This window comes from Pseudomonas sp. PA-4-8C (assembly GCF_021606625.1).
Lineage (GTDB): Bacteria > Pseudomonadota > Gammaproteobacteria > Pseudomonadales > Pseudomonadaceae > Aquipseudomonas > Aquipseudomonas lactis.
In genome coordinates, this window is record NZ_WKCD01000003.1 from 1 (window position 1) to 24,971 (window position 24,971).

The window sequence follows — 24,971 nt, forward strand, 5'->3', positions numbered from 1 at the left end:
GCCGTGGCGAACGCCCGGCCCGTGAGCAGAAGCCCCGTGAAGGTACCCCGGCCCGCGAACAGCGCCAGCCGAGCCAGCCACCACGCGCCGCGGCCGACCGTGCCCCGGACGAGTTCCTTGACGACGATATCGATAACTTCGGTAACCGCGTCGACTACGTACCCCAGGCCAAACCAGCCCAGGGCCGCGGCCGTCGTCCAGGGACTCCGGCCCAGGGCGCAGGCGCTCCACGTAGCGGCCAGCCACAGGGCGGTCGCCAGAACGCCCCGCGCAACAGCAGCGGCGGCACCACCGGTACCCCGCCTGCCAAGCGCAGCGGCCCGCGTAATGGCGCACCGCGTGACGGCCAGGCCCGTCGCGAAGACTCGCGCAGCAACAACCGCCGCCCGGCCCGTGACGATCAGCCTCGCTCGTCCGAGCCTGCGGTACAAAACCCGCGCGGTGGCCCGGCGCCGAAGATCATCCACAAGGAGTCGAAAGCAGATCGCTTCCCGACACCTGAGCAGTTGGACCAACTGCCAGGCCGTCCTCGTGGTGAGAAACCAGCGCTGCTGACTCGCAACCGCGAGGCATAAAAAAAACCCGTATCGCGAGATACGGGTTTTTTTTGCCTGTAGGAGCGAGCTAGCTCGCGAAGGTCGTCAACGATAACGCGGGCATCCCGGTTTAACGCGGTGCACTTGCGGCCTTCGCGAGCAAGCTCGCTCCTACATACGAAGCATTACTTCGCTTTCACACCTTCAAAGGTGATGTACAGCTCAACAGCGTCGGACTGTGGGCCTACGTCCATGCCAGCCGGGAAGAACTCTTTTCGGCTGATCGAGGTGGTGCCTTCAAAGCCGGCACGGTAGCCGCCCCATGGATCCTTGCCTTCGCCAAGGAACGTGGCCTTGACCACAACAGGCTTGGTCACGCCGTGGAAGGTCAGGTCGCCAGTTACATCGGCAGTCTGCTTGCCATCAGCGTTCTTGCCGGTTGGCTTGACGCTGGTGGAGACGAACTTGGCATCAGGGAATTTGCCCGCATCCAGGAAGTCCTTGCTGGTGACGTGCTTGTCGCGCTCGGCGTGGTTGGAGAACACGCTGGCGGTGCGAACATTCACTTCCACCTTGGCGTCTTCAGGCTTGGCAGCGTCAAAGCTGAACTTGCCGTCCAGGTCCTTGAAGGTGCCGGTGATGTAGCTGTAGCCCAGGTGGCTGATTTTGAAATCGACGAAGGCGTGCTGGCCTTCCTTGTCGATCACATAGTCAGCGGCCATCACCGAACCTGCGGACAGCAGTGCAGAACCGATTGCCAGCGCAGCGAGTGTTTTTTTCAACATGCTTTCTATTCCTTGTGAGTCGAGGTTGAACATCAGGCTTTGCGTCCCAGCATTCGCGTAAGGGTCGCATCACGATCGATAAAATGGTGTTTCAGTGCCGCCACGCCGTGCAAGCCGGCGAAGACCACCAACACCCAGGCCAGGTACAGGTGCACCCAACCGGCGGTATCTGCCTGGTCCGGTAGACCGGAAACCACGGCAGGAATTTCAAACAGGCCAAACACCGGGATACCGACACCGTCTGCGGTGGAAATCAGGTAACCGGCAATCATCACGGCAAACAGCCCAACATAAAGGAACGCGTGCCCAAATGCGGCACCGATCCGCGTCATGCGGCTATAGCTGGCCAGCGGTGGCGGCGGCGGGCTGACCAGGCGCCAGACGATCCGCACCAGCATGATGGCGAACAGCGTGATGCCAATGCTCTTGTGCAAGTCGGGCGCATCTTTGCGCCAAGCGCTGTAGTAATCGAGACCGACCATCCACAGGCCCAAGGCAAACAAACCGAACACCACCAGGGCTACGCCCCAGTGCAGAACCATGCTGACCCAACCATAGCGGGCCGGCGAATTACGTAGCTGCATGTACTTAATCCCGTAAGAACTGTGCCCAAGACTAGCGCTTTACCTATCGAATTAAAGCGGAAAATTTTGCTTTGAAATATCGAGAAATACGATAAAGAGGCTAGGCATCATAAATTAACAAGGGATTAAGACTATCCCTGGGAAACGTGACAGACCGTCCTGCATTTACTGCCAATTTCCGCACAATGGCTTGTGAGCCACGCCACCATTGCATAGGCTTGCGCGATTGTTTCGCCTGCGCCCGCCGCAGGACCGCTTCGAGGAGATCACCGATGGGCTTGAACAACCAGTGGATGCAACGCGACCTCGCGGTGCTGTGGCATCCCTGCACCCAGATGAAAGACCACCAGCAATTGCCGCTGGTGCCCATCAAGCGCGGTGAAGGCGTATGGCTGGAAGACTTCGAAGGCAAGCGCTATCTCGACGCCGTCAGTTCCTGGTGGGTCAACGTATTCGGCCATGCCAACCCGCGTATCAATCAGCGCATCAAGGACCAGGTCGATCAACTGGAGCACGTGATTCTCGCCGGCTTCAGCCATCAGCCGGTGATCGAGCTGTCCGAGCGCCTGGTCGCAATGACGCCCGAAGGGCTGACCCGCTGCTTCTACGCCGACAACGGTTCGTCCTGCATCGAAGTGGCGCTGAAGATGAGCTTTCACTACTGGCTCAACCGCGGCCAGCCGAATAAAAAGCGCTTCGTCACCCTCACCAACAGCTACCACGGCGAAACCATCGCCGCGATGTCGGTGGGCGACGTGCCGCTGTTTACCGAGACCTACAAGGCGCTGCTGCTCGACACGATCAAGGTGCCGAGCCCGGACTGCTACCTGCGCCCTGAAGGCATGAGCTGGGAAGAACACTCGCGCACTATGTTCCTGGCCATGGAACAGACCCTGGCCGAGCATCACGACACCGTTGCCGCCGTGATTGTCGAACCGCTGATCCAGGGCGCCGGTGGCATGCGCATGTACCACCCGGTGTACCTCAAGCTGCTGCGCGAAGCCTGCGACCGCTATGGCGTGCACTTGATCCACGACGAGATCGCTGTGGGCTTTGGCCGCACCGGCAGTATGTTTGCCTGTGAACAAGCCGGCATCCGCCCGGACTTCCTGTGCTTGTCCAAGGCCCTCACCGGCGGTTACCTGCCGCTGGCCGCGGTGGTTACCACGGAAGAGGTCTACAGCGCGTTCTACGATGACTACCCCACCCTGCGTGCCTTCCTGCACTCCCACAGCTACACCGGCAACCCGCTGGCCTGTGCGGCGGCGTTGGCAACGCTGGATATCTTTGAAGAAGACAACGTCATCGAGAACAACAAGGCCTTGGCCCAGCGCATGGCCACCGCCACCGCGCACTTGGTGGACCACCCTCACGTATCCGAAGTGCGCCAGACCGGCATGGTGCTGGCCATCGAGATGGTGCAGGACAAAGCCACCAAAGCCGCCTACCCATGGCAGGAGCGCCGTGGCCTGAAGGTCTTCGAGCACGCGTTGGAACGTGGTGCGTTGTTGCGGCCGTTGGGCAGCGTGGTGTATTTCCTGCCGCCGTATGTGATTACACCCGAACAGATCGACTTTCTGGCCGAAGTGGCCAGCGAAGGCATCGATATCGCCACTAACAGCAAGGTCAGTGTGGCGGTGCCGAAAGACTTCCACCCAGGCTTCCGAGACCCGGGTTGATTGCCCAAATCCTTGTAGGAGCGAGCTTGCTCGCGAAGGTATTCCAGGCGCACCGCTGCGTCGGATGTATATTTTTCGCGAGCAAGAACTAGGCGTCCCCCTCGCTCCTACGTAAACAACCTCTTCAGAGAACAGAAATGAGACTGTCCCGCTTTTTCACCGACGCCCCGCTGAGCCTCGGTGACCACGAATTGCCCGAAGCCCAGGCGCATTACATCAGCCGCGTGCTGCGCATGGGTGAAGGCGATGCCGTGCAATTGTTCGACGGCTCCGGCCAGGAGTTTCGTGGCACCTTGCTGGAAGTCGGTAAAAAACGCGTCACCGTGCAACTCACGGAAAGCTTTGCCGGCCAGGCCGAATCTCCCCTGCACATTCACCTCGGCCAGGGCCTGTCCCGGGGCGAGCGCATGGATTGGGCGATCCAGAAGGCCACTGAACTGGGCGTCAACGCGATCACACCGATCTTCAGCGACCGCTGCGAAGTGCGCCTCAAGGACGAACGCGCCGACAAACGCTTGCTGCACTGGCGCCAGGTGGCAATCAGCGCGTGCGAGCAATGTGGGCGTTCGACGGTGCCGGTGATACACCCACCGCTCTTGCTGGCCGACTGGCTCAAGCAAACCGAGGCGGATTTGAAGCTGGTGCTGCACCCGGTGGCAGAGCCGATGATCAGCCACGCCAAGCCATCGAGCCTGGCGTTTTTGATCGGCCCCGAGGGTGGGCTGACGGACAACGAAGTCGAAACGGCCCAAAGTGCAGGCTTCCACGCCGCCCGCCTCGGCCCGCGGGTATTGCGTACCGAAACCGCGCCTGTCGTCGCGCTGGCAGTCGCCCAGCAATTGTGGGGCGACTTCTAACCTCACCCTGTAAACCCAATCAACTGTGGAGCAGGCAAGCCAGCTCCCACAGTTTGATCGGGTTAGCACTTACTCATTCCACCGGATCACTCACCGGCTTGGCGATGATCGCCTTCAACTCGCTGGTCATCGGGAACTCCAGGTTCAAGCCCTTGGGCGGAATCGGCTGCTCGAACCAGCGCTGGTAAATCCCGTTGATTTCCCCCGAGCGGTACAGGTCGCCCAGGGTTTCGTTGACCACCGCGAGGAACTGCGGGTCATCCTTGCGCACCATGCAGCTGTAGATCTCCCGCGACTGTCCCTTGCCTACCACCACCCAATGATGCGGGTCCCTGGCCTTGGCGCGCTCGCCGTAAAGCAGGGCGTCATCCATATAGAACGCTACCGCCCGGCCGGTTTCGAGCATCTTGAACGCTTCGCCATGATCTCTGGCGCTGATCACGAACATATTGCTCTGATGCTCGGCGTTATAGCGTTTGAGAAACCGCTCGTTGGTAGTGCCGGCGGTAGTCACTACGTGCTTGCCCTTGAGGTCAGAAAAGCCATTGATGCCACTGTCCTTGGCCGTCAATAACTGCCCTTTCACATAGATAAACCCATAGGAAAACGCCACCTGCTTCTGTCGCTCGGCTGTCACCCCAGTGGAGCCACACTCCAGGTCGACGGTGCCGTTCTGCACCAATGGAATGCGGGTCTGGGACGTCACCAGGCGATACTTCACCCGCAACTTCGGCAGGCCGGTTTTTTCCCGAAGGCGCTCGATGATCCTGTGCGTGAGGTCCACCGAATAGCCCATTGGCCTGCCGCTCTGATCGCCTATATACGAGAACGGCACTGACGCATCGCGATAGCCGACAGAAATTTGTTGGGTGGTGGTGATTTTTTTCAAGGTTGCGCTGAAGTCGTCCGCCAGCGCCAGATGCCCTCCCAGCACCAGCGAAACGAAAGCACATGCCTTGAAAACGCGACAGGCAACCACTTTTCCTGGCATCAGGCGGTACCACTGGCCACGGGCCGGGCTGCCGTTCGAGCCGGTGTCACGCCTATCCAGACATCATTATTCATCGTTGTACGCTCCGCTAATTAGCGATCAGGCCGCCCTGGGAAGAAATACATGGGCGTCGATCGAGGTGGGCCGTTCGGCAATCATTTCAGCCAGCAACTGGCCACTGGCACACGCAAGTGTGAAACCGAGGGCGCCGTGCCCGAGGTTGAGCCACAGATTGCGATAAGAACTGGCGCCAATCAGTGGCAGGCCCGTGGGCGTCGCTGGCCGCATACCTGCCCATTCAACCGCAGCGTCGTAATTTCCGGCCATCGGAAATGTCTGGCGGGCCAAGCGTTTTACGACCGCCAGACGCTTAGGCTCTGGTGAGCTGTTGAAGCCGACCATGTCGACCATCGCGGCGATACGCAACTGCTCGCCGATTCGGGCATAAACAGTCCTGCGATCGTAATCCGTCACGCTGATCTTCGGCGCACAGTGATGTTCGCCGATGGGCACACTGAGGCTGTAGCCCTTGAGGGGGTAAAGCGGTAAACGCATCCCCGGCAACCCCAGGCTCGAACTGTTATGGCCTGCCGCCAGAATGAGGTTCTCTACAGGCAGAACTTCATCTTCAAGCTCCACCGCCACGACCGTACCAAATGCCTCATGAATACGTTGCACCTTGCGTCCGTACACAATGCGGCAACGTCCCGACGCCTCCAATTCCCCGCCTAGCAGTTGGCAGAAGGCATGGCAATCGGCGACTTCTTCGGTAGGGTTGTAAATACCTCCGATAAAGGTGCCCTCCATCAGCGAAGGCTCAAGCTTGCGGCAGTCTTCGGCCGATAGCACCTGTTGCTGGAGGGGGTCTGTCAGTTTGCGCCGCGCCTCTGCGAAGCTGTCTTCGGAGCGGAAGGTCAGCAGTTTTCCATTGCGTTTCCAGTTGAAGCCCTCCAGATGGTCCTCTACCCGCCAACGGTTCAACACGTCCTGGCTCATCGACGCCAGGCGAAGCAAATGCGCGGAGTTGGTGCGGTTGACAGAGGTGCGGCATGCCCCGATGAACGAGGCGAGCCAGCGCCATTGCGACGAGTCAAGTCGAGGCCGCAGCTTCAGCGGCGACTCAGAACGCAACAGAAAGCCCAGCGCCTTGAGTGGAACACCTGCGTCGGCAAGGGGAGTGACATAGCGATAGGACAGTTGGCCACCGTTCGCGTAGCTGGTGGCACTGCCCAACTTTTTTTGCGCTTCGACCAGGGTGACTTCCATGCCTGCACGCACACATGCATAGGCACTCGCCAAGCCAATGACGCCGCCGCCGATGATACATACTCGCCTTGCCATATTGACACCTCACATGGATTGAAACGAATTCCAGAGTAGGTTCCAGTGACAAAAGTTGAACAATGAATAAAGGTAAGCGACCCATAAGTTGAGGTTATGAACTTTCATGCGCTTGCGACATATAGAAATCTTCCAGGCCATCCGGCAGACGGGCTCCATCAGCGCCGCCGCGCAGTTGCTTCATGTCTCGCAACCCGCGGTAACCAAGGTATTGCAACACGCCGAATTGCAACTGGGCTTTCCTCTGTTTCTAAGGGTGCGCGGCAAATTGCAGCCCACCTCGGAAGCTCTGGCCCTGGAAAGTGAAGTAGAGAAAGTGACGACGAGCCTGCAGGGGGTGCAGCGGCTGGCCAAGAGCTTGCGCCATACGCCGGAGCAAAGTGTGCGCATTGGGGCGATCCCCGCGCTGGCGCAGTCACTGCTGCCTCCCTCCATTCTGGAGTGGAAGCGCAGCTACCCGGACATCGCCTGCGAGCTGTCCAGCGACCATAGCCGCGAGCTCGTGCAGCAGTTACTGATGCGTGAAATCGACCTGGCGTTGACCCTCAATTTCTCCGGCCACCCGGGCCTCACCACCCAGATACTGGCGAACGGAGCGCTGGTGGCGTTGGCCTCAAAAGGCTACTGGCCTGAATCTGAATCACACAAGGCACTGCCGTTGGCCGACCTGGCAAGTACGTCGCTGATCGGCCTTTCCAGCGCCGATCCGTTGGCTGCAAAGCTCGACAACTATCTGGAAAACGTCAGCCCACCGCCACAAATAAGCATTTGCGTACAAACCTATTCCCTGGCCAGGGCGATGGTCGAATCGGGCGCGGGCATAACGGTCATCGACCCCTTCACCGCCCTCAGTGCCTCCACGGCGACCGTATGTATCCGTACGCTCACGCCACCCCTGCCGATTACCCTGTACGCCTTGACCCGCGCCCACGAACCGCCGCCGCATATGTTGGCCGACCTGCTGCAGATTTTCGGCACCCGGGCGCGGGAGTTGCTGGACCTCCCGCAGGTCAGAGCACGTAATGCATGATCGCCACGAAATGCAGCAGGCTGCCGCCGATCACAAACAAATGCCAGATGCCATGGGAATGGCGCAAGCGATCCTCCAGAGCAAAAAAGATAATGCCTACGGTGTACAGCACTCCGCCTGACGCCAACCAGATAAAACCGGCCGTGCCCAGCGCCGCCATCAGTGGTTTGACCGCCACCAGTACGATCCAGCCCATCACGGCGTAGATCACGATGGACAGAATCCGCGCCTCCGAGCGCGGCTTGATCTCCTGCAGGATGCCGATCACCGCCAGCCCCCAGACAATCCCGAACAGCGTCCAGCCCCACGGCCCGCGCAGGGTCACCAGGCAGAATGGCGTGTAGCTGCCGGCGATCAACAGGTAAATGGAAAAGTGATCGACCTTCTGCATGATCGCTTTTCGCCGGCCCCGCACGCTGTGGTACACCGTTGACGCGCTGTACAGCACCATCAGGGTAAAACCATAAATCGCCACGCTGACGATCTTCCAGGGGCTGCCGTCCAGGCTCGCCACCACCAACATCCACACGGCGCCAATACAGGCCGCGACTGCACCGAGCAAATGGCTCCAGGCGTTGAATCGTTCCCCGTGGTACATCTGTCACTGACCTCCCGCAACCCTCAAGAACAGGCGGACAAGCGTCCTGCCTTGCGCATCAGAGTGCAAGCGGCACGTGACGTTCCGGCGACGACAGCCGCGTTTACGGGCACAATCGAGTGCAATCGAACAAGAGCCCAAGGCCATGCTGATCGACGAAGAATTCACCCTCAAGAAGCTGGAGATCTTCCTGGCGTTCATGCGCACCGGCAACCTGGCCCGCGCGGCCGCCGAGCTGCAAACCAGCAATGTCAGCGTGCACCGCGCCATTCACTCCCTGGAAAGTGCCCTGCGCTGCCCGCTGTTCAAACACGAGGGGCGCAACCTCACCCCGCTGGAAAGCGCCTACGTACTCGAAGAACGCGCGCAGAAACTGGTGGCCGACGTGGTCGACAGCGTGCGCCTGACCCGCGAAGCCGCCGGGTTCTCGGCCGAACGCTTCAAGCTCGGCTCGCTGTATTCGCTGACGGTCAAAACCGTGCCGCAACTGATCATGGGCCTGAAAATCCGGCGCAGCGAACTGAATATCGACCTGATCCTGGGCTCCAACTTCGACCTGCTCTACAAGCTCAAGAACATGGAGGTGGACGCGATCCTCATCTCCCTCGACGAACACGCCCACGACCCCGACTGCGAGCAGATCGCGCTGTTCAGCGATGACATCTTCCTCGCCACCCCGGCCGATTCACCCTTGGACCGCAATCAGGAAATCGACCTGGCCGACGTGCGCGATGCCACCTTCATCACCCTCACCCAGGGCTTCGCCACGCATCAGGACGGCAACCGAGTGTTCCATCAGGCAGGGTTCGAACCGAAGGTGGCGATGCAGGTGAACGATATCTTCACCTTGCTGAGCATGGTCAGTTCAGGGGTGGGTTATGCGCTGCTGCCTGGGCGGATCGCGGCGGTGTATGAGAACCGCGTGAAGCTGATACCGCTGCAGCCCAGGTATCGGTTGCAGCAGCAAATCGGTGTGGTGTTTTTGAAAGCCAAAGAGCGCGATCCGAATTTGCTGGCGTTGTTGGCGGAGTGTCGGATGTATGCCAATCGCCAGGTTTGAGACCGCCATCGCAGGCAAGCCAGCTCCCACAGCGGACCGAGATCACCTGTGGGAGCTGGCTTGCCTGCGATGAGGCCCGACCTGTCAGCCCACCAACCCACGCATCAGCAAAAACAACAACGACGGCCCCAGCAAGCACCCCAGCGCCGTATAGAACGCCGCCGTCAAACACCCATAAGGCACCAGCTTCGGATCAGTCGCCGCCAAGCCGCCCGCCACGCCGCTGGAGGTGCCCATCAAGCCACCGAAGATCACCGCGCTACGTGGGTTGTTCAGCCCGATCAGCGGCGCCACGAACGGCGTCATCACCATCACCAAAATGGCCTTGATCAACCCTGCGGCAATGGACAGCGCCATCACCTCGGAGCTGGCCCCAATCGCCGCGCCAGTCACCGGGCCGACGATATAGGTCACGGCCCCGGCGCCGATGGTGGTGAGGCTTACCGCATCGGTGTACCCGAACGCCATCGCCACTCCTACACCGGCAACGAACGACGAGCCCACGCCGACAAACAGCGCCAGCACACCCACGAAGCCGGCGCGTTTCAACTCATCGACACTCACGCCAAACGCCGTGGCGACAATGGCAAAGTCCCGCAACATCGCACCACCGAGCAGGCCGATGCCCGACAACAGTGGAATATCCACCACGCCCTTGGAACCACCGGTAAACGCACCGCCCACATACGACAGCGCCAACCCCAGCAGAATGGCAATGGCCGAACCATGCAGGCGGCCCTTGGTGAAGGTATCGGAGATCCAATAGGACACCCACATGGTCAGGCCGATCACGGCAAAACCACTGATCAAGCCGTAGCCGGTAATCACTTTCATCATCGATTCGTACATGGCGATCACCCGGCTTCTTTGGTGGGAACAGGAGCAACCGGCTCGCGGTTACCGATACGCACCAGCACCGGCACCAGCGCAAAGCCAAGCACCACGGCGAGAGTGCCGGCCAGAATCGCCATAGGCCCACCGCTGATGGCGCCATACACGTTTTGCTGGGCAGCCATCGCCACCACAATCGGGATATAGATCGCGGCCCAGAAACTCACGCCTTGCTCTGACTTGCCGGTAAACAAGCCGCGTTTGCTCAGGTAGCTGCCCAGGCCGATCAACAGCAGCATGGCAATACCCACCCCGCCGACGTTGGCCGGAATACCCAACAGCTTGCCCAGCAGTTCACCCACAAACAGCCCTGCCAACGTGCAGAACGCCAAAAAAGCCACACCGTAGATAATCATGTTGTTGTCCTCAAAGTGCTCGTTCGAAATTGTTGTTTTTGTGCTTCGAAAGCCTTGGGTATTGCGTTATCGGTGGCGGCGTTCCTCCTCTTGCAGCAGGGCCTGCAAGGAGTCCAGGCGGGCGCCTTCGCAGGCGATCACCGTGCCTTGTTCAAAAACACGGCGTGACAGACCGGTGAGCACCGCACCCGGAGGCAGTTCGATCTGCAGCCGCACACCGCGCTCGTAGGCGCTTTGCACCGTGCCGCGCCAATCGACGACGCGGCACATGTTGAAGGCCAGGTCGTCACGCAGTTGTTCGGGGTTGTGGATAGGTCGCGCGCGGGTGCTGCTCAGGTAAGTGATGCGCGGCGCCTTGAGTGGGACGAAGGCTTGGAACAGTGCCTGGGCGGGTTGCTCCAGCAACGGGCAATGGGACGGCACGCTGACGGCCAGGCGCTTGGCGACGCCGTTGCCTTTGATGCGCTCGGCAACCCGCTTCATCGCCTCGTTGCTGCCGGCGATGACGGTCTGGTTATCGGCATTGATATTGGCCAGGTACACCGGCGTTTGCACGCTGTGGATATCCGCCAGCAGCGCTTCGACACTGGACAGATCAGGGCCGATCAGCGCCGTCATGCCATAGCCCTGTGGATAAGCCTGCTGCATCAGTTCGCCACGCAGGCTGACCAGTTTTATCGCATCAGCAAAGCCCAGGGACCCGGCGATCACCGCAGCTGGGTAGGCGCCGATGGACAGGCCCGCCACGTAATCCGGCGTGCACGCCAATTGCCGCGCATGGGCCACACCGGCGATCAACAGGCACAGCTGCACAGCCCGCGTCGACTCAAGCGCCTGCGCCGAATCGAGCAGACGAACGTCTTCACCCAGGGCATCACTGGCCTCTTGCACAATGTCGGCCGGCAACGCCTGGAGCATGCCGCTGCGTTGGGCGCCCTGCCCCGGAAACACCAAAAGGCTGCTCATGCCACGGCCTGCCAAGGGTCGAGTACAAGGTGCGCACCGCTGACGGTTTTGAGCAGTACACGGTGTGAGGGGCCGGCCCATTCGCGCAAGGCGACGGCACCGAAAGGGGTTTGCAGTTGCAGATCGACGGCGCAGGGCGCAGTGTCCAGGATCGCCAACAGCGCTCGTGCCTCCCTACGATCCAGATGCTTGGGCGTACACAGAATCAAATCCAGGTCACTGTTGGCATGCAGCGCTTCAATGCCGCTGGCCAGTTCAAACCCGGCACTGCCGCTGACGCCCCAGTCTTGCTGCGCCAGCACCGGCCGCAGTTGATCGAGGGCCCGCAGCGCCGGTAAATCCCGTGCGGAGGGTACGTCTCGCAAATCCTGCGGCACCACCCGCCGATGCACCGCCGCCACAGGCATCCGGGCGGCAAAACGCTGCTCACGCACACGCCCACGCACCCCGACCGCCACATGGCCCGGCTCGGCGATGGCGCGCCGCACCACCACCGGATGCCCGGCACGGATCGCCTCCCGCACCCAGGCCGGAGCATCCGCAGGCAGATGCGCCAGGGTCATGCCCCAGAGCAAGTCGTGGGCGTTCACCATTGCTCCCGCAACAGTTGGCGCACGTGGCTGGAGGCAGCACGGTTGGTGGCGCCGAGGCGTGAACTCAAGTCGGTGCTGCCGATATCCTTGACCGCCTGCACCAGGCAATCGCTGACCCGCGCCACGTCATCCGCCGTGGGTTGTTCAATCTGGGTGACTGTCAGCGTCTCCCACAGCAAACCCAGGCTGGCATAGCTGTCGATGTCATAGGCCATCGGCGGCACGCTGGCAGCCAGGGTTTCCAATTCTTCGACGCTGCGCAAGGTCACCCGGGCGGCCGAGGCTTTGCCCATGGCATGCACCATTACGCCTGGGTCGCGCAGGGCAATCAGGCGATTGGCCTGGTAGCCGTGAGCGAGGAACGCGCCCGACATGGCCTTGCCCACCAGCAGGGCGATCACCGGGTGGCCGGCAAGCCGGGCGCGAGCGTAGCTGTCAGCAGCGGCGGCCAGGGCCTGATGAATGCCCAGGGCTTCTTCGCGGCGGCCATAGGCTTGGCTGGGTACGTCGACGATAGCGATGATGGGCCGCTTGTCACCCCGGGCGATGGCTTCGTCCACCGCCTTGGCCAAGCCCCAGCCTTCCAGCAGGCCAACTTCACCATTGCGGGCGCGGGGGAAGCGGTTGTGCGGGTCGGGAACCACGGCGATATAGCGTACCGCCTGTTCACCCAATACTCCGTCCGCCACTTTCAATGAGCCCGGCAAACCTTCGACCGGCGTTGCGTTGGCGCTCAATGCGTTGAACCACTGCAAGCCTCTCATGAGCGTTCTCCCTGATACAGCGCGCGAACCGCCGCCGGCTCGATCTGCGCCGTGGTGTCCAGTTCGGCCAGGCGCGCCAGGTAGAAATCAGCGCGCCGGCTGCGAGGTTGTGAGGGCACACCTTGCTGCAACAGTGTGCTGACGGTTTGCTGGATCTGCGCGATATCGTCCGCCACATAACGGTCGGCCAAGCCGCTGTTGAAGCGTTGCTCGCCACCGGTAAGGCTCCAGATAAAGGGGCGGTCGCGGGAATCGTATTCCTCCAGGCCCGCCTCCTGTTCGATCACTTGCGGGCCATTCAAGCCCAGGCGTGCTTCGCGAGTGACCACCAGGTAGCTGCACAAGCCAGCCGCGATGGACATGCCCCCAAAGCAACCGACACTGCCGGCCACCACGCCGATCACTGGCTGGTACTGACGCAGGTCGACAATCGCCGCGTGAATCTCGGCAATGGCGGCCAGGCCCAGGTTGGCTTCCTGCAAGCGCACGCCACCCGTTTCCAGCAGTAGCACCGCGCAGGTGGGGATGCCGTTGCGGTTGTCTTCGGCGGCCAGCTCCAAGGCGCCCGCGATTTTCGCACCGCCAACTTCACCCAGGCTGCCGCCCTGGAAATTACCTTCGATCGCGGCAATCACCACAGGCTTGGCGCCGATGCTGCCCTTGGCGATCACCACCCCGTCATCGGCCTGTGGCACCACGCCTTGGCGGCTGAGCCACGGCGACATGACCCGCTGGAACGGGTCGATCAACTCGCGGAAGGTACCCGCATCCAACAGCGCCTTGGCGCGCTGCCGGGCACCGAGCTCCACAAAGCTGTGTTTGGCAAGTAAGTCAGTCATGGCCTACCTCCTCGAAACCTTGCTCCAGGCGCAAGCGCACTACGCCGGGCGTGGCACCGAAGTCGTGGATATCAATGTTCAGGGCCGGCGGCGTCTGCTCCTGGAAGATGCGTTCGAACAGGTGCTGCCAGCGTTGCTGCGCGCCATTGACTGAGGTTTGCACCTGAATGGTCAGGGTGCCGGGCGTGCCCGGCTCCAGCAGCACTTCCAGGTCGCCCGAGCCGACGCAACCCACCAACGCACGGCCTTTGGGGGGCTGCCCGGCGGGGAATTCAAAGGACAAGGTTTCCATCACAACGCTCCGTCGAGGCGGTCGATAAACAGGCAGGCGGCCAACAGGTCGGCGGCGCCACCGGGGGAGGCATTCAAGGCCAGCAGTTGCAGGTCCAGCTCATGCAATTGGCGGCGCCCCGCGAGGGTTGCGCTGCCACCGGCGTCGAGCACGGCCTGGGCGCCCTGTTGCATGGCGGCCAAGCCTTGGGTACCGGCGCGGTAGAGCACGCAGGTGTCTGCCAGGTCCGTCATGATCGCCAGCAAGGCATCCAGGCGAGCGTTCTGTTCACCGGCATTTTCGCGGCGGCTTTTGTGCAGCTGCGGCAGGCCGCGTTGGGTCACCGAGGGGAAGCCAAGCTGGGCTTCTTCACGGGCACCGCGTGCGCCGTAGCGCTGGGCAACCTGGGCGCCATGGCTCATGGGTTGCGGTGCGTAGCGGTCGTTGAGCAGCGCCAGCTTGGCGGCGGTCAGGGTTATGGCACGGGGTTCCAAGGCCGCCGCAGCGGTGAGCAAACCCAGCGCCCAGATCGCACCGCGATGGGTGTTCACGCCCTGGGTGGTAGCAAGCATGGCTTGCTCGCCTTCACGGCCAATACGCCCGAGCGCTTCGCGCAACGGCAGGCCGACTTCGCCGATGTCGAGCGCAGCCTCGGCCATTTCCTTGAACATCGGCCACAGTGACAGCGCCGAAGCGTGCATCAGCCCCAGGTGCAAATCGCTGTGGGCACCATTGCCACGCCGGTCCACCAGCGCAGGCTTGGGCGACAGGTCGGCTTCATCGATCAGCGCATCGACGGCCATATCCGCGAGGCGATCGGCGAGGCTGAGTTCATGCAGTTTGAGCGCGCGCATTTACCAGCTCCTGAACTTGGCGGGCGGGTTGTACAGGCCACCAGACCACTCCACCAGATCGGCCACGCTCTTGGCGGCCAACAACTCGCGGGTGGCGTCGGTGCGGCGAATACCCAAGTCTTCGGGCAAGGCAATCAAGCCTTCGCGACGCATGCGCGCAGTGTCCTTGGGGTTGTGGCGCATGCCGATGGCGGTCACCCCGGCGACGGCGGCGATCATCGCCTGGCGTTCTTCCAGGGAGCGCGCCTTGTACAGGTAGGCGATGCCTTCTTCGGTGAGCAAATGGGTGACGTCGTCACCGTAGATCATGATCGGTGCCAGGGGCATGCCGCTTTTGCGCGCCACTTCCACCGCGTCCAGGGTGTCGACGAAGGTGGGTTTGCCGCCTTCCTGGAAGGTCTCGACCATCTGCACCACCAGTTTTTTGCCGCGTTCAAGCAGGGCTTCTGGCGCATCGTCGTGGCGCATATCCAACCAGGCTGGGGTGCCATGGCGGCGGCCGCGTGGGTCGTGGCCCATGTTCGGCGCACCACCAAAACCGGCGAGGCGGCCACGGGTCACGGTGCTGGAATGCCCGTCGCCATCCACTTGCAGGGTGGCGCCGATAAACAGGTCCACGGCGTATTGGCCGGCGAGTTGACAGAACATGCGGTTGGAGCGCATCGAACCATCGCGGCCGGTGAAGAACACATCCGGGCGAGCGGCGATGTAGTTTTCCATGCCCAGTTCGGTGCCGAAGCAATGCACACTCTCCACCCAACCGCTTTCAATCGCCGGGATCAATGTGGGGTGCGGGTTGAGGGTCCAGTTGCGGCAGATCTTGCCTTTCAGACCCAGGGATTCGCCGTAGGTGGGCAGGATCAATTCGATGGCGGCGGTGTTGAAGCCGATGCCATGGTTGAGCGACTGCACATTGTGTTTTTCGTAGATGCCACGGATCGCCATCATCGCCATCAGCACATGCACCGGCTTGATATGGCGTGGGTCGCGGGTGAACAGCGGTTCGATGTAGAACGGCTTGTCGGCCACCACCACGAAATCCACCCAGCTTGCGGGGATGTCGACACGGGGCAAGTCGGTGACGTCATCCACCAACTGGTTGACCTGCACGATGACGATACCATCGCTGAAGGCGGCGGGCTCGATCAACGCCGGGGTGTCTTCGGTGCTGGCGCCGGTGTAGATATTGCCGGCGCGGTCAGCCATGAAACCGGCCGAGAGCACCACGTTGGGGATCAGGTCCACCACCAGCCGTGCGTAGAGTTCGATATAGGTGTGGATCGCGCCGATTTCCAGCAGGCCGTCTTCCAGCAACTGGCTGATGCGCAGGGATTGGGTGCCGGCGAAAGAGAAATCCAGCTTGCGGGCGATGCCCTTTTCAAACAGGTCCAGGTGCTCGGAACGGCCCACGCTGGGCATGATCATGTGCAAATCGTGGAGCTTGCCCGGGTCGGCCTTGGCCAGGGAGCGCGAGAGGAAGTCAGCCTGCTTCTGGTTGTTGCCCTCCAGCACCACGCGGTCGCCGGGGAGGATCAAGGCTTCAAGGGCCTCGACGATCTTGTCACTGGGCAACACCGCCCCGTCTGCGTATTTCTTGACCAGCCCGAGCCGCCGCTGCTTCTCGTCGCGCCGCCGCGTCCAGCGCGAGTCGGGGGTGATGGTTGTTGTCATGGTCGCTCCACGGGGTTTGCTGTCGTGGGGCTTACCTTAGGAGTGAAGCGTTAAGGCATCAATCAAGCTGGAGGACGAACCGTTACGCCTGGAGTAACGAAGATCAAACTGTGGGAGCTGGCTTGCCTGCGATAGCTGTAGGTCAGTTGCAGAGATGTTGACTGACAGGCCGCCATCGCAGGCAAGCCAGCTCCCACATTGGTCGGTGGTGTTGGTTAGATAGCGGTCCCAAAGAGGGAACGATCAGTCCCTTTTTGGGACCGTTTCAACATGCTGGCGACGGGCTGATTTGCTCCAGTGCTCTATCGACCAGCAACTGACCCAGCTCTGCCATTTGCTGAATCCCCAGCATGATGGCGCGCTGGGAAGTGTCCAGGTCGAAGGCGAGGTTGCAGGTGAGTGCGTTGAGGGAGGACAGGGTTTCGCTGGCATTGACCAGCAGGGTTTCGGTGTCTTGGTGGGGGTTTACGGTGAAGAGCGGTGGATTGGGCGTAGGTTTGACCATGATTTACAGCTCCGATATGTGATGGAGGCTGCCCTCTCTCCGCTTGCACGCGAATGAAGGTGGCAGCTGTACGCAGGTGTGCAAGACCGGGCATATCGGACCCCGGCAGACTCCGAAGAATCTCCCACGCACAGCCGCCATAACGAGTACAGCAGGCATAAAAAACGCCCGTCGAATGGCTATGGGCGTTGGTGCGCCGACATGTAACCGGACTTGCACGTCCGTGTCACCGTTTTTTGCGATGACGGAGCGAAGACTAGGCGCGATGATCAATCACAACAAGTTCATGCATAGCCCGATATCTTGCAGGAAAAATCCGAGCGCCGGCCCATCACAACACCATCATCACCCTGACCTTCCCAAGGCCCTCCAGCGCATAGCTATGGTACTCATACACTTCTCCCTGAATAACCAGCTGCAGGGCACCACCCTCATTATTGACTTGAACATCGGGCTCTTTTGTTTTGAGAAAAGGAGGTGCTGACACTAATGCGCTGAGTATTTCCTGATCACTTCCCAAATCCTTATGCACGTAGTACCTGTAGGAAAACCCCACCGTCGCGCCACCTTGGCCATCTCGCGCACCATAGATCGACATACCGTTGCCCAGGGAATGCTTCAACACCACTTCATCCAGGTCCGGTGTTCCGGGCGCCAGGACCCAACTGCCGCCGATATAGAGCAGGCAGATCACAAGCAGGCAATTACGCAGCACAGGTATGAGCCGCTTAGTGGCCTTGCGAAATGGCATATTCGATACCTCTTCTTATCCAATAATGGTCCCGTGGGTCGTCACCAAAAGGCTCACCGCCCCACCATGATCCAAAATCCGGACGAGTCGTTCTGGCGACGGTTTGAGCCACACCGGCGGCTCGCAGCAACACATTTTCGGGAATGCCCAGCACTGTGCCTGTGGCACCGTAATTGAAGTTACCAAAAGCTTCGTACTGACGCCTCTGCTTCTTATAGTTCCAAGGGCCGGCCGCACGGACCTGGGATTCAAACCAGGAATAGGCGAATGCCGAGCCGGGCTTGAGATGAATGCGTTTGGATTGGGATATCGCCATGTTTTCAAGAGTTGAAACACCGGGCGGCATTAACGGCACGGCCATTTGCGAGTCCTTGCCGGCAGTGAGGAGTGCAGAAACTAGCCACTCCACTGCGGCCTGAAAACCCGCCTATTCCAAATTCAGAACTCGCCTACAGCAACTCCATCCTATTCCGACATTCATCGATTATTTGCACGCTCTGCGTGGATTGATTGAGACCTGGAGATGAGCGCAGCTCAGTGTGGGAGCAACTGTCTTTAAGGCTTTTAACTGATCGTTCCCACGCTCCGCGTGGGCATGCATCCTGTGACGCTCTGCGTCACCCTTATGCTGACTGGCAGGACGCGGAGCGTTCAGGGCGGCATTCCCACGCGGAGCGTGGGAACGAACAGTCATAGGGCTCAGGATCAGGCCAGGCCGGACTCTACCAGCAGCGCTTCAAGGCCCATTAAATCCGGCACCTTCGCCACCTGCTCGCCCACTTGCACCGCCGCCAGTTCCAGTGGGCATAGCGGCACATCCACGTAGCTCAATTCGCTATCAAGCTTGTACGAACGCGGAATGCCCTGGATCACCAGCGCGATGAATTTCAATGTCGGTCGCCCACCCAGTGCATTCAACACCACGATGCGCGAGCGTTCACCCGTCATGCTGGCTTCGCCGCAGGCCGCCTCAAAGCTGATCAGCGGAATTTGCCGATCGCGCCAGGTCACTTGCCGCAGGTACCACGGCGGCGCATCGCTGGCGGGTTCGCCGCGCTGGAAGTCGATCAGTTCGGCCACGGCAACGTTGGGCAGCACCAGGTGGCGGTCGGCCAGGGGCAGCAGCAGCCCGGTGAGTTGGCTGGTGCGGTGCTCAAGCATGGGACTTGCTCCAGTAGGCGATGCTTTCCAGCAGTACCGACTCTTGGTACGGCTTGCCGAGGTAGTCGTTGACGCCAATGGCCATGGCGCGGTCGCGGTGTTTCTGGCCGGTGCGTGAGGTGATCATGATGATCGGCAAGCGCATCAGGCGTGGGTCGTTGCGTATCTGGATGGCCACTTCGAAGCCGTCCATGCGCGGCATTTCGATGTCGAGCAGCATCAGGTCCGGGGTGTGTTCTTCCAGGATGGCGAGGGCGTCGATGCCGTCCTTGGCGGTGAGCACGTTCATGCCGTTGCGCTCCAGCAGGCGGCTGGTGACTTTGCGCACGGTGACCGAATCGTCCACCACCAGCACCAGCAGCGGACGTTTTTTCAGTGGATCGTTGAGGATCAGCGGCGCATCCACCGCCTGGGCCGGCAAGGCCGGTTGCCGGGCGCGGATGTGCGCCAGCAGGTCGATGATCAGCACCACATGGCCGTCGCACAGGATGGTCGCGCCGGTCACGCCTTGCACCCCGGAGAACTGCGGCCCCAGGCCCTTGACCACAATCTCGCGGGTACCGGCCATGGCATCCACATGCACCGCCACGCGGCGTTCATTGCAGTGCACCAGCAGCACCGGCACCGGCTGGTACTGGCCCAGCAGTTTCGGGCGGCTGGCGGTGTGCAGCAGGTCGCCTAAGTAGAACAACTCGTAGCGCTGGCCGGCGTATTCATAGTGCGGTGGGTCTTGCTGGTAGTGCCCGGCCAATTCGTGGGGCAGCACGCGCACCAGGCCTTCGATGGTGTTGAGAGGGATCGCGTATTGGTCGTCCGCGCAGTGCACCATCAGCGCACGATTGACCGACACGGTAAACGGCAGGCGAATGCGAAAATGCACGCCCATGCCCGGCGTCGAGTCGATCACCATCGAGCCGCCGAGCTGACGCACTTCCTCATGCACTACGTCCATGCCCACGCCGCGCCCGGAAATCTGGGTGATTTTTTCTGCGGTGGAAAAGCCCGGTTGCAGGATGAACTGCAACACGTCACGGTCGCTGATCTCTTGATGGGGCGCGAGCAGGCCGCGCTTGATCGCCTTGCGTCGCACCGCTTCGAGGGGCACACCCGCGCCGTCGTCACGCATGTCGAAGACGATGTCGCCGCCTTCGTGAGTCAGGTCCAGGGTGATGCGGCCCTTCTCAGGTTTACCCGCCGCCAGCCGCACTTCGCGGGACTCCAGGCCGTGGTCGACGGCGTTGCGCAGCATATGCTCCAAGGGTGCCGCCATACGCTCCAGCACATTGCGGTCCATCTCGCCTTCGGCATTGCCGACGATGAACTCCACGTCTTTGCCTAATTCGCCCGCCACTTGCCGCACGATGCGCTTGAGGCGTGGCAACATGCGCTCGAAAGGCACCATGCGCGTGCGCATCAGGCCTTCCTGCAACTCGGTGTTGATGCGCGCCTGTTGCTGCAGCAGGTTGTGGGCATCCTGGTTGCGGCGCTCAAGGGTGTCCTTGAGGTCGAGCAGGTCGGAGGCAGATTCGGACAGCGCACGGGCCAGCTGTTGCAGCTGCGAGTGGCGGTCCATTTCCAGCGGGTCGAATTCTTCGTAGCCCAGGCGTTCGGCCTCGGCCTGCTGACGGCTCAGGAGGCGGCCCTGGGTTTCGCTGTCGAGCCGGCGCAGTTGGTCGCGCATGCGTTCAATGGTGGTTTCCATCTCACTCAAGGCAATGCGCGCATCCTTGACTTGCTGCTCGATACGCCCACGGAAGATCGAGGTTTCGCCGGCCAGGTTGACCAGGTCATCAAGCAAGTCGGCGGAGATTTTCACCATGTCGGCAGCCGGGTCGGCGACCGCTTCGGCCTTGCCAGCCGGCAGCGCCACCGGTGTGACCGGCTCATCACTGGGGTGCACCAGGCTCTTGATGCGCTCGATGAGTTTATCCACCGAACCCACCGGCAACCCCTCGGCCACGGCGTCGATCATCTGCGCCAGGCGGTCATGGCAGCCTTGCAGCAGTGCGAACAGTTCAGGGGTCGGCGCGAGCAAACCGGCGGACAGCCCTTCGTAGAGAAATTCCAGCTCATGGGCCAGATCGCCGATCGGCCCGATCTCGACCATGCGTGCACCACCCTTGAGGGTGTGCAGGTCCCGCAGCAGGGTTTCCACTTCCTGGCGACTGCCCGGTTCGGCCTGCCAGCGCAGGAGCGCGCTGCCTGAACTGTCGAGGATATCGGCGGCTTCTTCGAGGAAGATATCCAGCAATTCCGGGTCGGCACCCGAGGCCGGCGCCACCACAGCCGGCGCTGCAGGGCTGCTGGCCTGGCGCAATTCCCGCAGCCTTTCGACCAGTTCGGCACCGTCACTCAAGGGTTGCTGCTGTTGCAGCTCGTCCAACTGTTGGGCCAAGCGCTCATGGCTGGCCATCAGTGCCTGGGACAGCTCGACAGAATAGCTATAGCGGCGGTCCACCAGCCCCTCATAAACGCATTCCAGCTCATGGGCCAAGTCGCCCACCGGGTCGATTTCGGCCATGCGCGCACCGCCCTTGAGGGTGTGCAGGTCCCGCTGCAACGAGGACAAGGGCGCAGCGTTTTCGGGTTCCAGCAACCAGCGCTTGAGCGACTGGCCGGCGCTGTCGAGGATGTCTACGGCCTCTTCAAGGAAAATCTCGACAATCTCGTCGTCCATCGCGGTGGCGTGATCCAGCTGCGCAGTGGCCGCGCCCAACTCGGCGATACTCAGGCCGCGACTGCCGTCGCTTTTGATCAGGCCCGTGGCGGACGGGTCCAGTGCTTCATCGAGCAACTCGCGCAACGCCTGCAGCCGTGCGGGCGCGGGGCTGATTTCCTGGCCGGCGGCCAACTGGTCGAGCATGTTGATCAGCGCGTCATGGGCCTGTTCGGCCTCCTGGAAAAACCGGGCGCTGACCGCCAGGCTGCTTTCTTCTACCGCGCCATACAGGTCGAGCAAGGCTTCGCACAACGCGTCGATAGGATGCAGATCGGCAAGGTGCGCGCCCTCGCCCAGGGTGGTCAGCTCGTCCAGCAACGCCGTGAGTTCCTGACGGTCGCCAGGGTGTTGCTGCCAGCGACGCAGCAAGCTTTCGGCGTCGAGCAGGATGTCCATGCCCTGGGCCAGGAAGTTGGTGATCAAATGCGGGTCACGCTTGACGCGCAGGCCGGCCGTGGGCGCGTCGAGCAAGGCGGCGAGTTGATGCTCCAGCAGGCGTTGGGTGCGGCTGATCAGGTCGGCCGCGCGGTTGATCGGCGCCAGTGGATTGTGGTCCAGGTCACCCAGCCCGCGCTGGAACAGCGCTTGTGCTTCAAGCAGCAACGCCACTTCGTCCTTGCCCAGCGGCAGGCGGTGGGCCTTGTATTCACGGGTGAGGTGGTCCAGCGGGCGCGCCAGTTCGGCGATGGGCAACACGCCGGCCATGTAGGCGCTGCCCTTGAGGGTGTGCAAGGCGCGTTGCAGTTCATCGCTGACCTGCAGCGGCACCTGCTCGGCGGCCTGTTGCAGGAAGTGCTCGAGGCTGTCCAGATGGCCCTGGGCTTCGTTGCGGAAGATCTCCAGCAGCATCGGATCATGGGGCTCGGTGGCCGACGTGGCGGCGCCACTGGCCAGGGCATGGGCACGGGCGGCCAAGGCGTCCACTTCATCGCGCTGGCGTTGGTCGTCGCTGGCAAAATCGGCGATCAGCTCCGGCAGCAGGGCCACGGCCTCATCCAACACCTGCTGCACCTCAGGGCCAAGGATTACGCTGCGTTCCAGCACGCGATTGAGCAGGTTCTCCACGGCCCAGGCCAGCTCGGCCAGCACCAGGGCGCGCACCATGCGGCCGCTGCCCTTGAGGGTATGGAAGGCGCGGCGCATTTCGCCCTGGGCGGCTTTGTCCGTGCTGTCGGGCAGGTAGCGATGCAACACGTCGAGGACTTCATCGGTTTCTTCAAGGAAGACTTCGCGCAGCTCATCGTCAATCGGTTCTTCACCGGCCGGCGGCGGCAACAGGCTGCCCGGTCGCTGCAAGGCCGGAGGGTTGAGACGTGAGGTGGGGCTGGCCAGCGCATCGAACTGGGACTGGCTGGGTGCGGCCTCGGACAGTGCGCCCTCGGGCGCAACCAGGGCCTGGCGCCAAGGTTTTTCCACCGGCAGGTAGCCCAATGCATTCAAGCCCTGGGTGGCCAACTCCAGCACTTTTTCCCCCGCCGCGTCAGGGTCTTGGAGCATGCGTTCGAGGTAATACTCCAGGCTGCTGACCACCTCGGCGAAATGCGCCAGTTGAGCCGCCGAAGGAGCGGCCTGGTTGATCATCAATTGCTCGTCGACGTAATCGGTGCAACCGCGCATCAAGCTCGCCGCGCGCGGCAAAGGAATCATCGCCAGGGCACCGCGTACCTGGCTCAACAGCTCGGGCAAGGACTCAAGGCGCTGACGGTCCCAGTCGGCCTCGATGCAGTCGATCACCAGCTCCTTGGCTTGGCGCAGGCACTGGCACGACTCGCGAATCACCAGCTGGTGAATCTGGGTCAGGTCGGTGGTGGGCAAGCGGCTGTCTTCACGGCTTTGCGGTTCGACGGTGCCGATCATCCCCGCCAATGTCGCTTCGACATACAGCAACGCGCCGGCCACATCCATCAACACCGCGTCATTGGGTTCGCGCTGCCCCTGGACCAGGCTCAACACCACCGCGAGTTGGTCGATGATCACTTTGCGCGGCTGGCCGAAACCCAGCACCGCGAGGGTATCGGCGATCTGCCGCAACGGCGCCAGCAAGGGGTCGAGGTCTTGGGTGTGCTGGCGATCACTGCGCACGAACAGATCCAGGCGTTCCTTGACCCGCACCAGTTCCTCACACAACGCCCCGAGCACCGAGCCCATGGCATTGCGATCCGGCCCAGCCAGCCGCGCACGTTCAGCATCGACCACGGCGCTGTCGGGCAAGGCTTCGTCCAAGCCGTAGCGTTCCTTCAGGCTTTGCATGCGCGGCGTCGGCCGGGTGACTTTGGCGACGTAGAACAGCAGGCTCTTGAGCAACTCATCCGGCGCCGGCTGGTTGATGCCATTGACGCCTTGAACCAGCAAGCGCTTGAGTTGTTTATCGCTGGCCTTGAGCAGGCTGCGCAACGCCGGGCTGTTGGCGACCACGCCGGTGAGCATGCTTTCGACCAGCGCCGAGGTGACCTGCCACAACGGCAACAGCGGCGCGCCCTGGCACAGCGCTTCGAGGCGTGCGAACACCCGGGCCATGTCTTCCAGGTTGCTGGGGCCGTGGTCTTCACGCAGCAACCCGGCAAGGGCTTGTTGCAGCAGGTGGCGCCATTGGCGCAACTGCTCATGCAGATCCGGCGTTGCCCGTTGGGCCAGGGCTTGCTCAGGCAACGGCTCGATCGACAGTAGTTGCGGGCTGAACAGGCTGGTTTCCGACAGCAGGCTTTCACCACGGGCGCTGCGCAGGTCGTTGAGCAGCGGCAGCACCACCAGTGGCAGGTCGCGGCGGGCACTGTGCACGCGGTCGAGGTACAGCGGCAATTGGCCGAGGGCTTGTTGTAGCAGGCGGATACTTTCATCGCGCTGGCCGACATGCCCGGCCTGTAGCGCCAGGGCCAGTTCTTCGATCTCTTCGGCCAACAGCGCCGCGCCGTAGAACTCGACCATTTGCAGCGCGCCATGCACCTGGTGGATACCGGCCAGGCATTCGTTGAGGGCGTCGTCGACCTGGGTTTCAACGTACGCGTCCAGGGCCGAACGGGCCTGCTTCAGGGTTTCGGCAATATCGCCCTTGACCCATTCGAGGGCCACGTAGTCGTGCCGATCAACCATAACTGCTCCGCTTAGAATTCATGAGTTGCTGGTATCTCACAAACAATGGAGATCCAATGTGGGAGCTGGCTTGCCTGCG

Annotated in this window: 23 protein-coding genes and 1 pseudogene; 5 read left to right on the top strand and 19 right to left on the bottom strand. The window is 61.8% G+C overall.

The features are described from left to right. Nucleotides 1-575 (top strand): annotated as a pseudogene (locus tag GIW04_RS01090) (DEAD/DEAH box helicase); the annotation flags it as partial. 146 nt (nt 576-721) lie between these two features. Here GIW04_RS01090 and GIW04_RS01095 read toward each other — a convergent pair. After that, nucleotides 722-1,321, bottom strand: coding sequence for a YceI family protein (locus GIW04_RS01095; RefSeq protein ID WP_003195000.1), 600 nt, complete (start codon nt 1,319-1,321; stop codon nt 722-724). Nucleotides 1,322-1,353: 32 nt separating this feature from the next. Next, on the bottom strand, nt 1,354-1,905 hold the full coding sequence (locus GIW04_RS01100) for a cytochrome b (protein WP_034116206.1): 552 nt from the start codon (nt 1,903-1,905) through the stop codon (nt 1,354-1,356). Nucleotides 1,906-2,177: 272 nt separating this feature from the next. Here GIW04_RS01100 and GIW04_RS01105 point away from each other — a divergent pair, with 272 nt between their 5' ends. Next, nucleotides 2,178-3,584 carry an adenosylmethionine--8-amino-7-oxononanoate transaminase gene (locus GIW04_RS01105; RefSeq protein ID WP_034133971.1) on the top strand — a complete coding sequence of 469 codons (1,407 nt, stop codon included), beginning with the start codon at nt 2,178-2,180 and terminating at the stop codon, nt 3,582-3,584. Nucleotides 3,585-3,721: 137 nt separating this feature from the next. Next, nucleotides 3,722-4,441 (top strand): 16S rRNA (uracil(1498)-N(3))-methyltransferase, encoded by a 720-nt coding sequence (locus GIW04_RS01110; RefSeq protein ID WP_003195008.1) that lies wholly within the window; start codon nt 3,722-3,724, stop codon nt 4,439-4,441. Nucleotides 4,442-4,514: 73 nt separating this feature from the next. On the opposite strand, the gene GIW04_RS01115 is transcribed toward GIW04_RS01110, so the two are convergent. Beyond that, complete coding sequence (locus tag GIW04_RS01115) at nt 4,515-5,432, bottom strand: transporter substrate-binding domain-containing protein (RefSeq protein WP_120247515.1); 918 nt, start codon at nt 5,430-5,432, stop codon at nt 4,515-4,517. Between the two features lie 99 nt (nt 5,433-5,531). Continuing rightward, nucleotides 5,532-6,773, bottom strand: coding sequence for a D-amino acid dehydrogenase (locus GIW04_RS01120; protein ID WP_003195011.1), 1,242 nt, complete (start codon nt 6,771-6,773; stop codon nt 5,532-5,534). A gap of 106 nt (nt 6,774-6,879) precedes the next feature. Between GIW04_RS01120 and GIW04_RS01125 the strand changes: the two genes are divergently transcribed. Then, nucleotides 6,880-7,803 (top strand): LysR family transcriptional regulator, encoded by a 924-nt coding sequence (locus GIW04_RS01125; RefSeq protein WP_034133974.1) that lies wholly within the window; start codon nt 6,880-6,882, stop codon nt 7,801-7,803. Here GIW04_RS01125 and trhA read toward each other — a convergent pair. After that, a complete protein-coding gene (gene trhA, locus GIW04_RS01130; protein ID WP_003195019.1) occupies nt 7,784-8,401 on the bottom strand; it encodes a PAQR family membrane homeostasis protein TrhA in 618 nt (205 codons plus the stop codon). The two genes, GIW04_RS01125 and trhA, sit on opposite strands and share 20 nt — an antisense overlap. Before the next feature lie 145 nt (nt 8,402-8,546). Between trhA and GIW04_RS01135 the strand changes: the two genes are divergently transcribed. Then, nucleotides 8,547-9,461 (top strand): LysR family transcriptional regulator, encoded by a 915-nt coding sequence (locus tag GIW04_RS01135; protein ID WP_003195021.1) that lies wholly within the window; start codon nt 8,547-8,549, stop codon nt 9,459-9,461. Nucleotides 9,462-9,545: 84 nt separating this feature from the next. Here the strand turns inward: GIW04_RS01135 and madM are convergent, their stop codons facing one another. The 14 genes from madM to GIW04_RS01205 form a co-directional block, all read right to left on the bottom strand. Then, entirely contained in the window at nt 9,546-10,310 is a 765-nt protein-coding gene (gene madM, locus GIW04_RS01140) for a malonate transporter subunit MadM (protein ID WP_032897715.1), read from the bottom strand. A gap of 5 nt (nt 10,311-10,315) precedes the next feature. Next, complete coding sequence (gene madL, locus GIW04_RS01145) at nt 10,316-10,708, bottom strand: malonate transporter subunit MadL (protein WP_003195024.1); 393 nt, start codon at nt 10,706-10,708, stop codon at nt 10,316-10,318. Between the two features lie 66 nt (nt 10,709-10,774). Beyond that, the gene (gene mdcH / locus GIW04_RS01150; protein WP_120247514.1) at nt 10,775-11,674 is read right to left on the bottom strand and encodes a malonate decarboxylase subunit epsilon; all 900 of its coding nucleotides are present in this window, start codon (nt 11,672-11,674) and stop codon (nt 10,775-10,777) included. Continuing rightward, nucleotides 11,671-12,267 carry a malonate decarboxylase holo-ACP synthase gene (locus tag GIW04_RS01155; protein ID WP_034133975.1) on the bottom strand — a complete coding sequence of 199 codons (597 nt, stop codon included), beginning with the start codon at nt 12,265-12,267 and terminating at the stop codon, nt 11,671-11,673. Before GIW04_RS01155 ends, mdcH begins: the two co-directional genes overlap by 4 nt. After that, on the bottom strand, nt 12,261-13,031 hold the full coding sequence (mdcE, locus tag GIW04_RS01160; RefSeq protein WP_034133976.1) for a biotin-independent malonate decarboxylase subunit gamma: 771 nt from the start codon (nt 13,029-13,031) through the stop codon (nt 12,261-12,263). The genes GIW04_RS01155 and mdcE overlap by 7 nt, the downstream gene beginning before the upstream one ends. Further along, the gene (locus tag GIW04_RS01165; protein ID WP_034133977.1) at nt 13,028-13,870 is read right to left on the bottom strand and encodes a biotin-independent malonate decarboxylase subunit beta; all 843 of its coding nucleotides are present in this window, start codon (nt 13,868-13,870) and stop codon (nt 13,028-13,030) included. The genes mdcE and GIW04_RS01165 overlap by 4 nt, the downstream gene beginning before the upstream one ends. Beyond that, complete coding sequence (locus tag GIW04_RS01170; protein ID WP_054897567.1) at nt 13,863-14,162, bottom strand: malonate decarboxylase subunit delta; 300 nt, start codon at nt 14,160-14,162, stop codon at nt 13,863-13,865. Before GIW04_RS01170 ends, GIW04_RS01165 begins: the two co-directional genes overlap by 8 nt. Next, entirely contained in the window at nt 14,162-14,995 is an 834-nt protein-coding gene (locus GIW04_RS01175) for a triphosphoribosyl-dephospho-CoA synthase (protein WP_120247513.1), read from the bottom strand. The genes GIW04_RS01170 and GIW04_RS01175 overlap by 1 nt, the downstream gene beginning before the upstream one ends. Further along, nucleotides 14,996-16,666 carry a malonate decarboxylase subunit alpha gene (gene mdcA / locus GIW04_RS01180; protein ID WP_120247512.1) on the bottom strand — a complete coding sequence of 557 codons (1,671 nt, stop codon included), beginning with the start codon at nt 16,664-16,666 and terminating at the stop codon, nt 14,996-14,998. It abuts the gene before it with no gap. Between the two features lie 265 nt (nt 16,667-16,931). Then, nucleotides 16,932-17,171 carry a DUF6124 family protein gene (locus tag GIW04_RS01185; protein WP_094773913.1) on the bottom strand — a complete coding sequence of 80 codons (240 nt, stop codon included), beginning with the start codon at nt 17,169-17,171 and terminating at the stop codon, nt 16,932-16,934. Nucleotides 17,172-17,502: 331 nt separating this feature from the next. Further along, nucleotides 17,503-17,922 carry a hypothetical protein gene (locus GIW04_RS01190; RefSeq protein WP_120247511.1) on the bottom strand — a complete coding sequence of 140 codons (420 nt, stop codon included), beginning with the start codon at nt 17,920-17,922 and terminating at the stop codon, nt 17,503-17,505. Next, nucleotides 17,900-18,283 carry a polymorphic toxin type 44 domain-containing protein gene (locus GIW04_RS01195; RefSeq protein WP_120247510.1) on the bottom strand — a complete coding sequence of 128 codons (384 nt, stop codon included), beginning with the start codon at nt 18,281-18,283 and terminating at the stop codon, nt 17,900-17,902. Before GIW04_RS01195 ends, GIW04_RS01190 begins: the two co-directional genes overlap by 23 nt. 344 nt (nt 18,284-18,627) lie before the next feature. Then, nucleotides 18,628-19,083 (bottom strand): chemotaxis protein CheW, encoded by a 456-nt coding sequence (locus GIW04_RS01200; RefSeq protein WP_003195048.1) that lies wholly within the window; start codon nt 19,081-19,083, stop codon nt 18,628-18,630. Then, nucleotides 19,076-24,892 (bottom strand): Hpt domain-containing protein, encoded by a 5,817-nt coding sequence (locus GIW04_RS01205; protein ID WP_120247509.1) that lies wholly within the window; start codon nt 24,890-24,892, stop codon nt 19,076-19,078. Before GIW04_RS01205 ends, GIW04_RS01200 begins: the two co-directional genes overlap by 8 nt. Nucleotides 24,893-24,971: the final 79 nt, after the last annotated feature.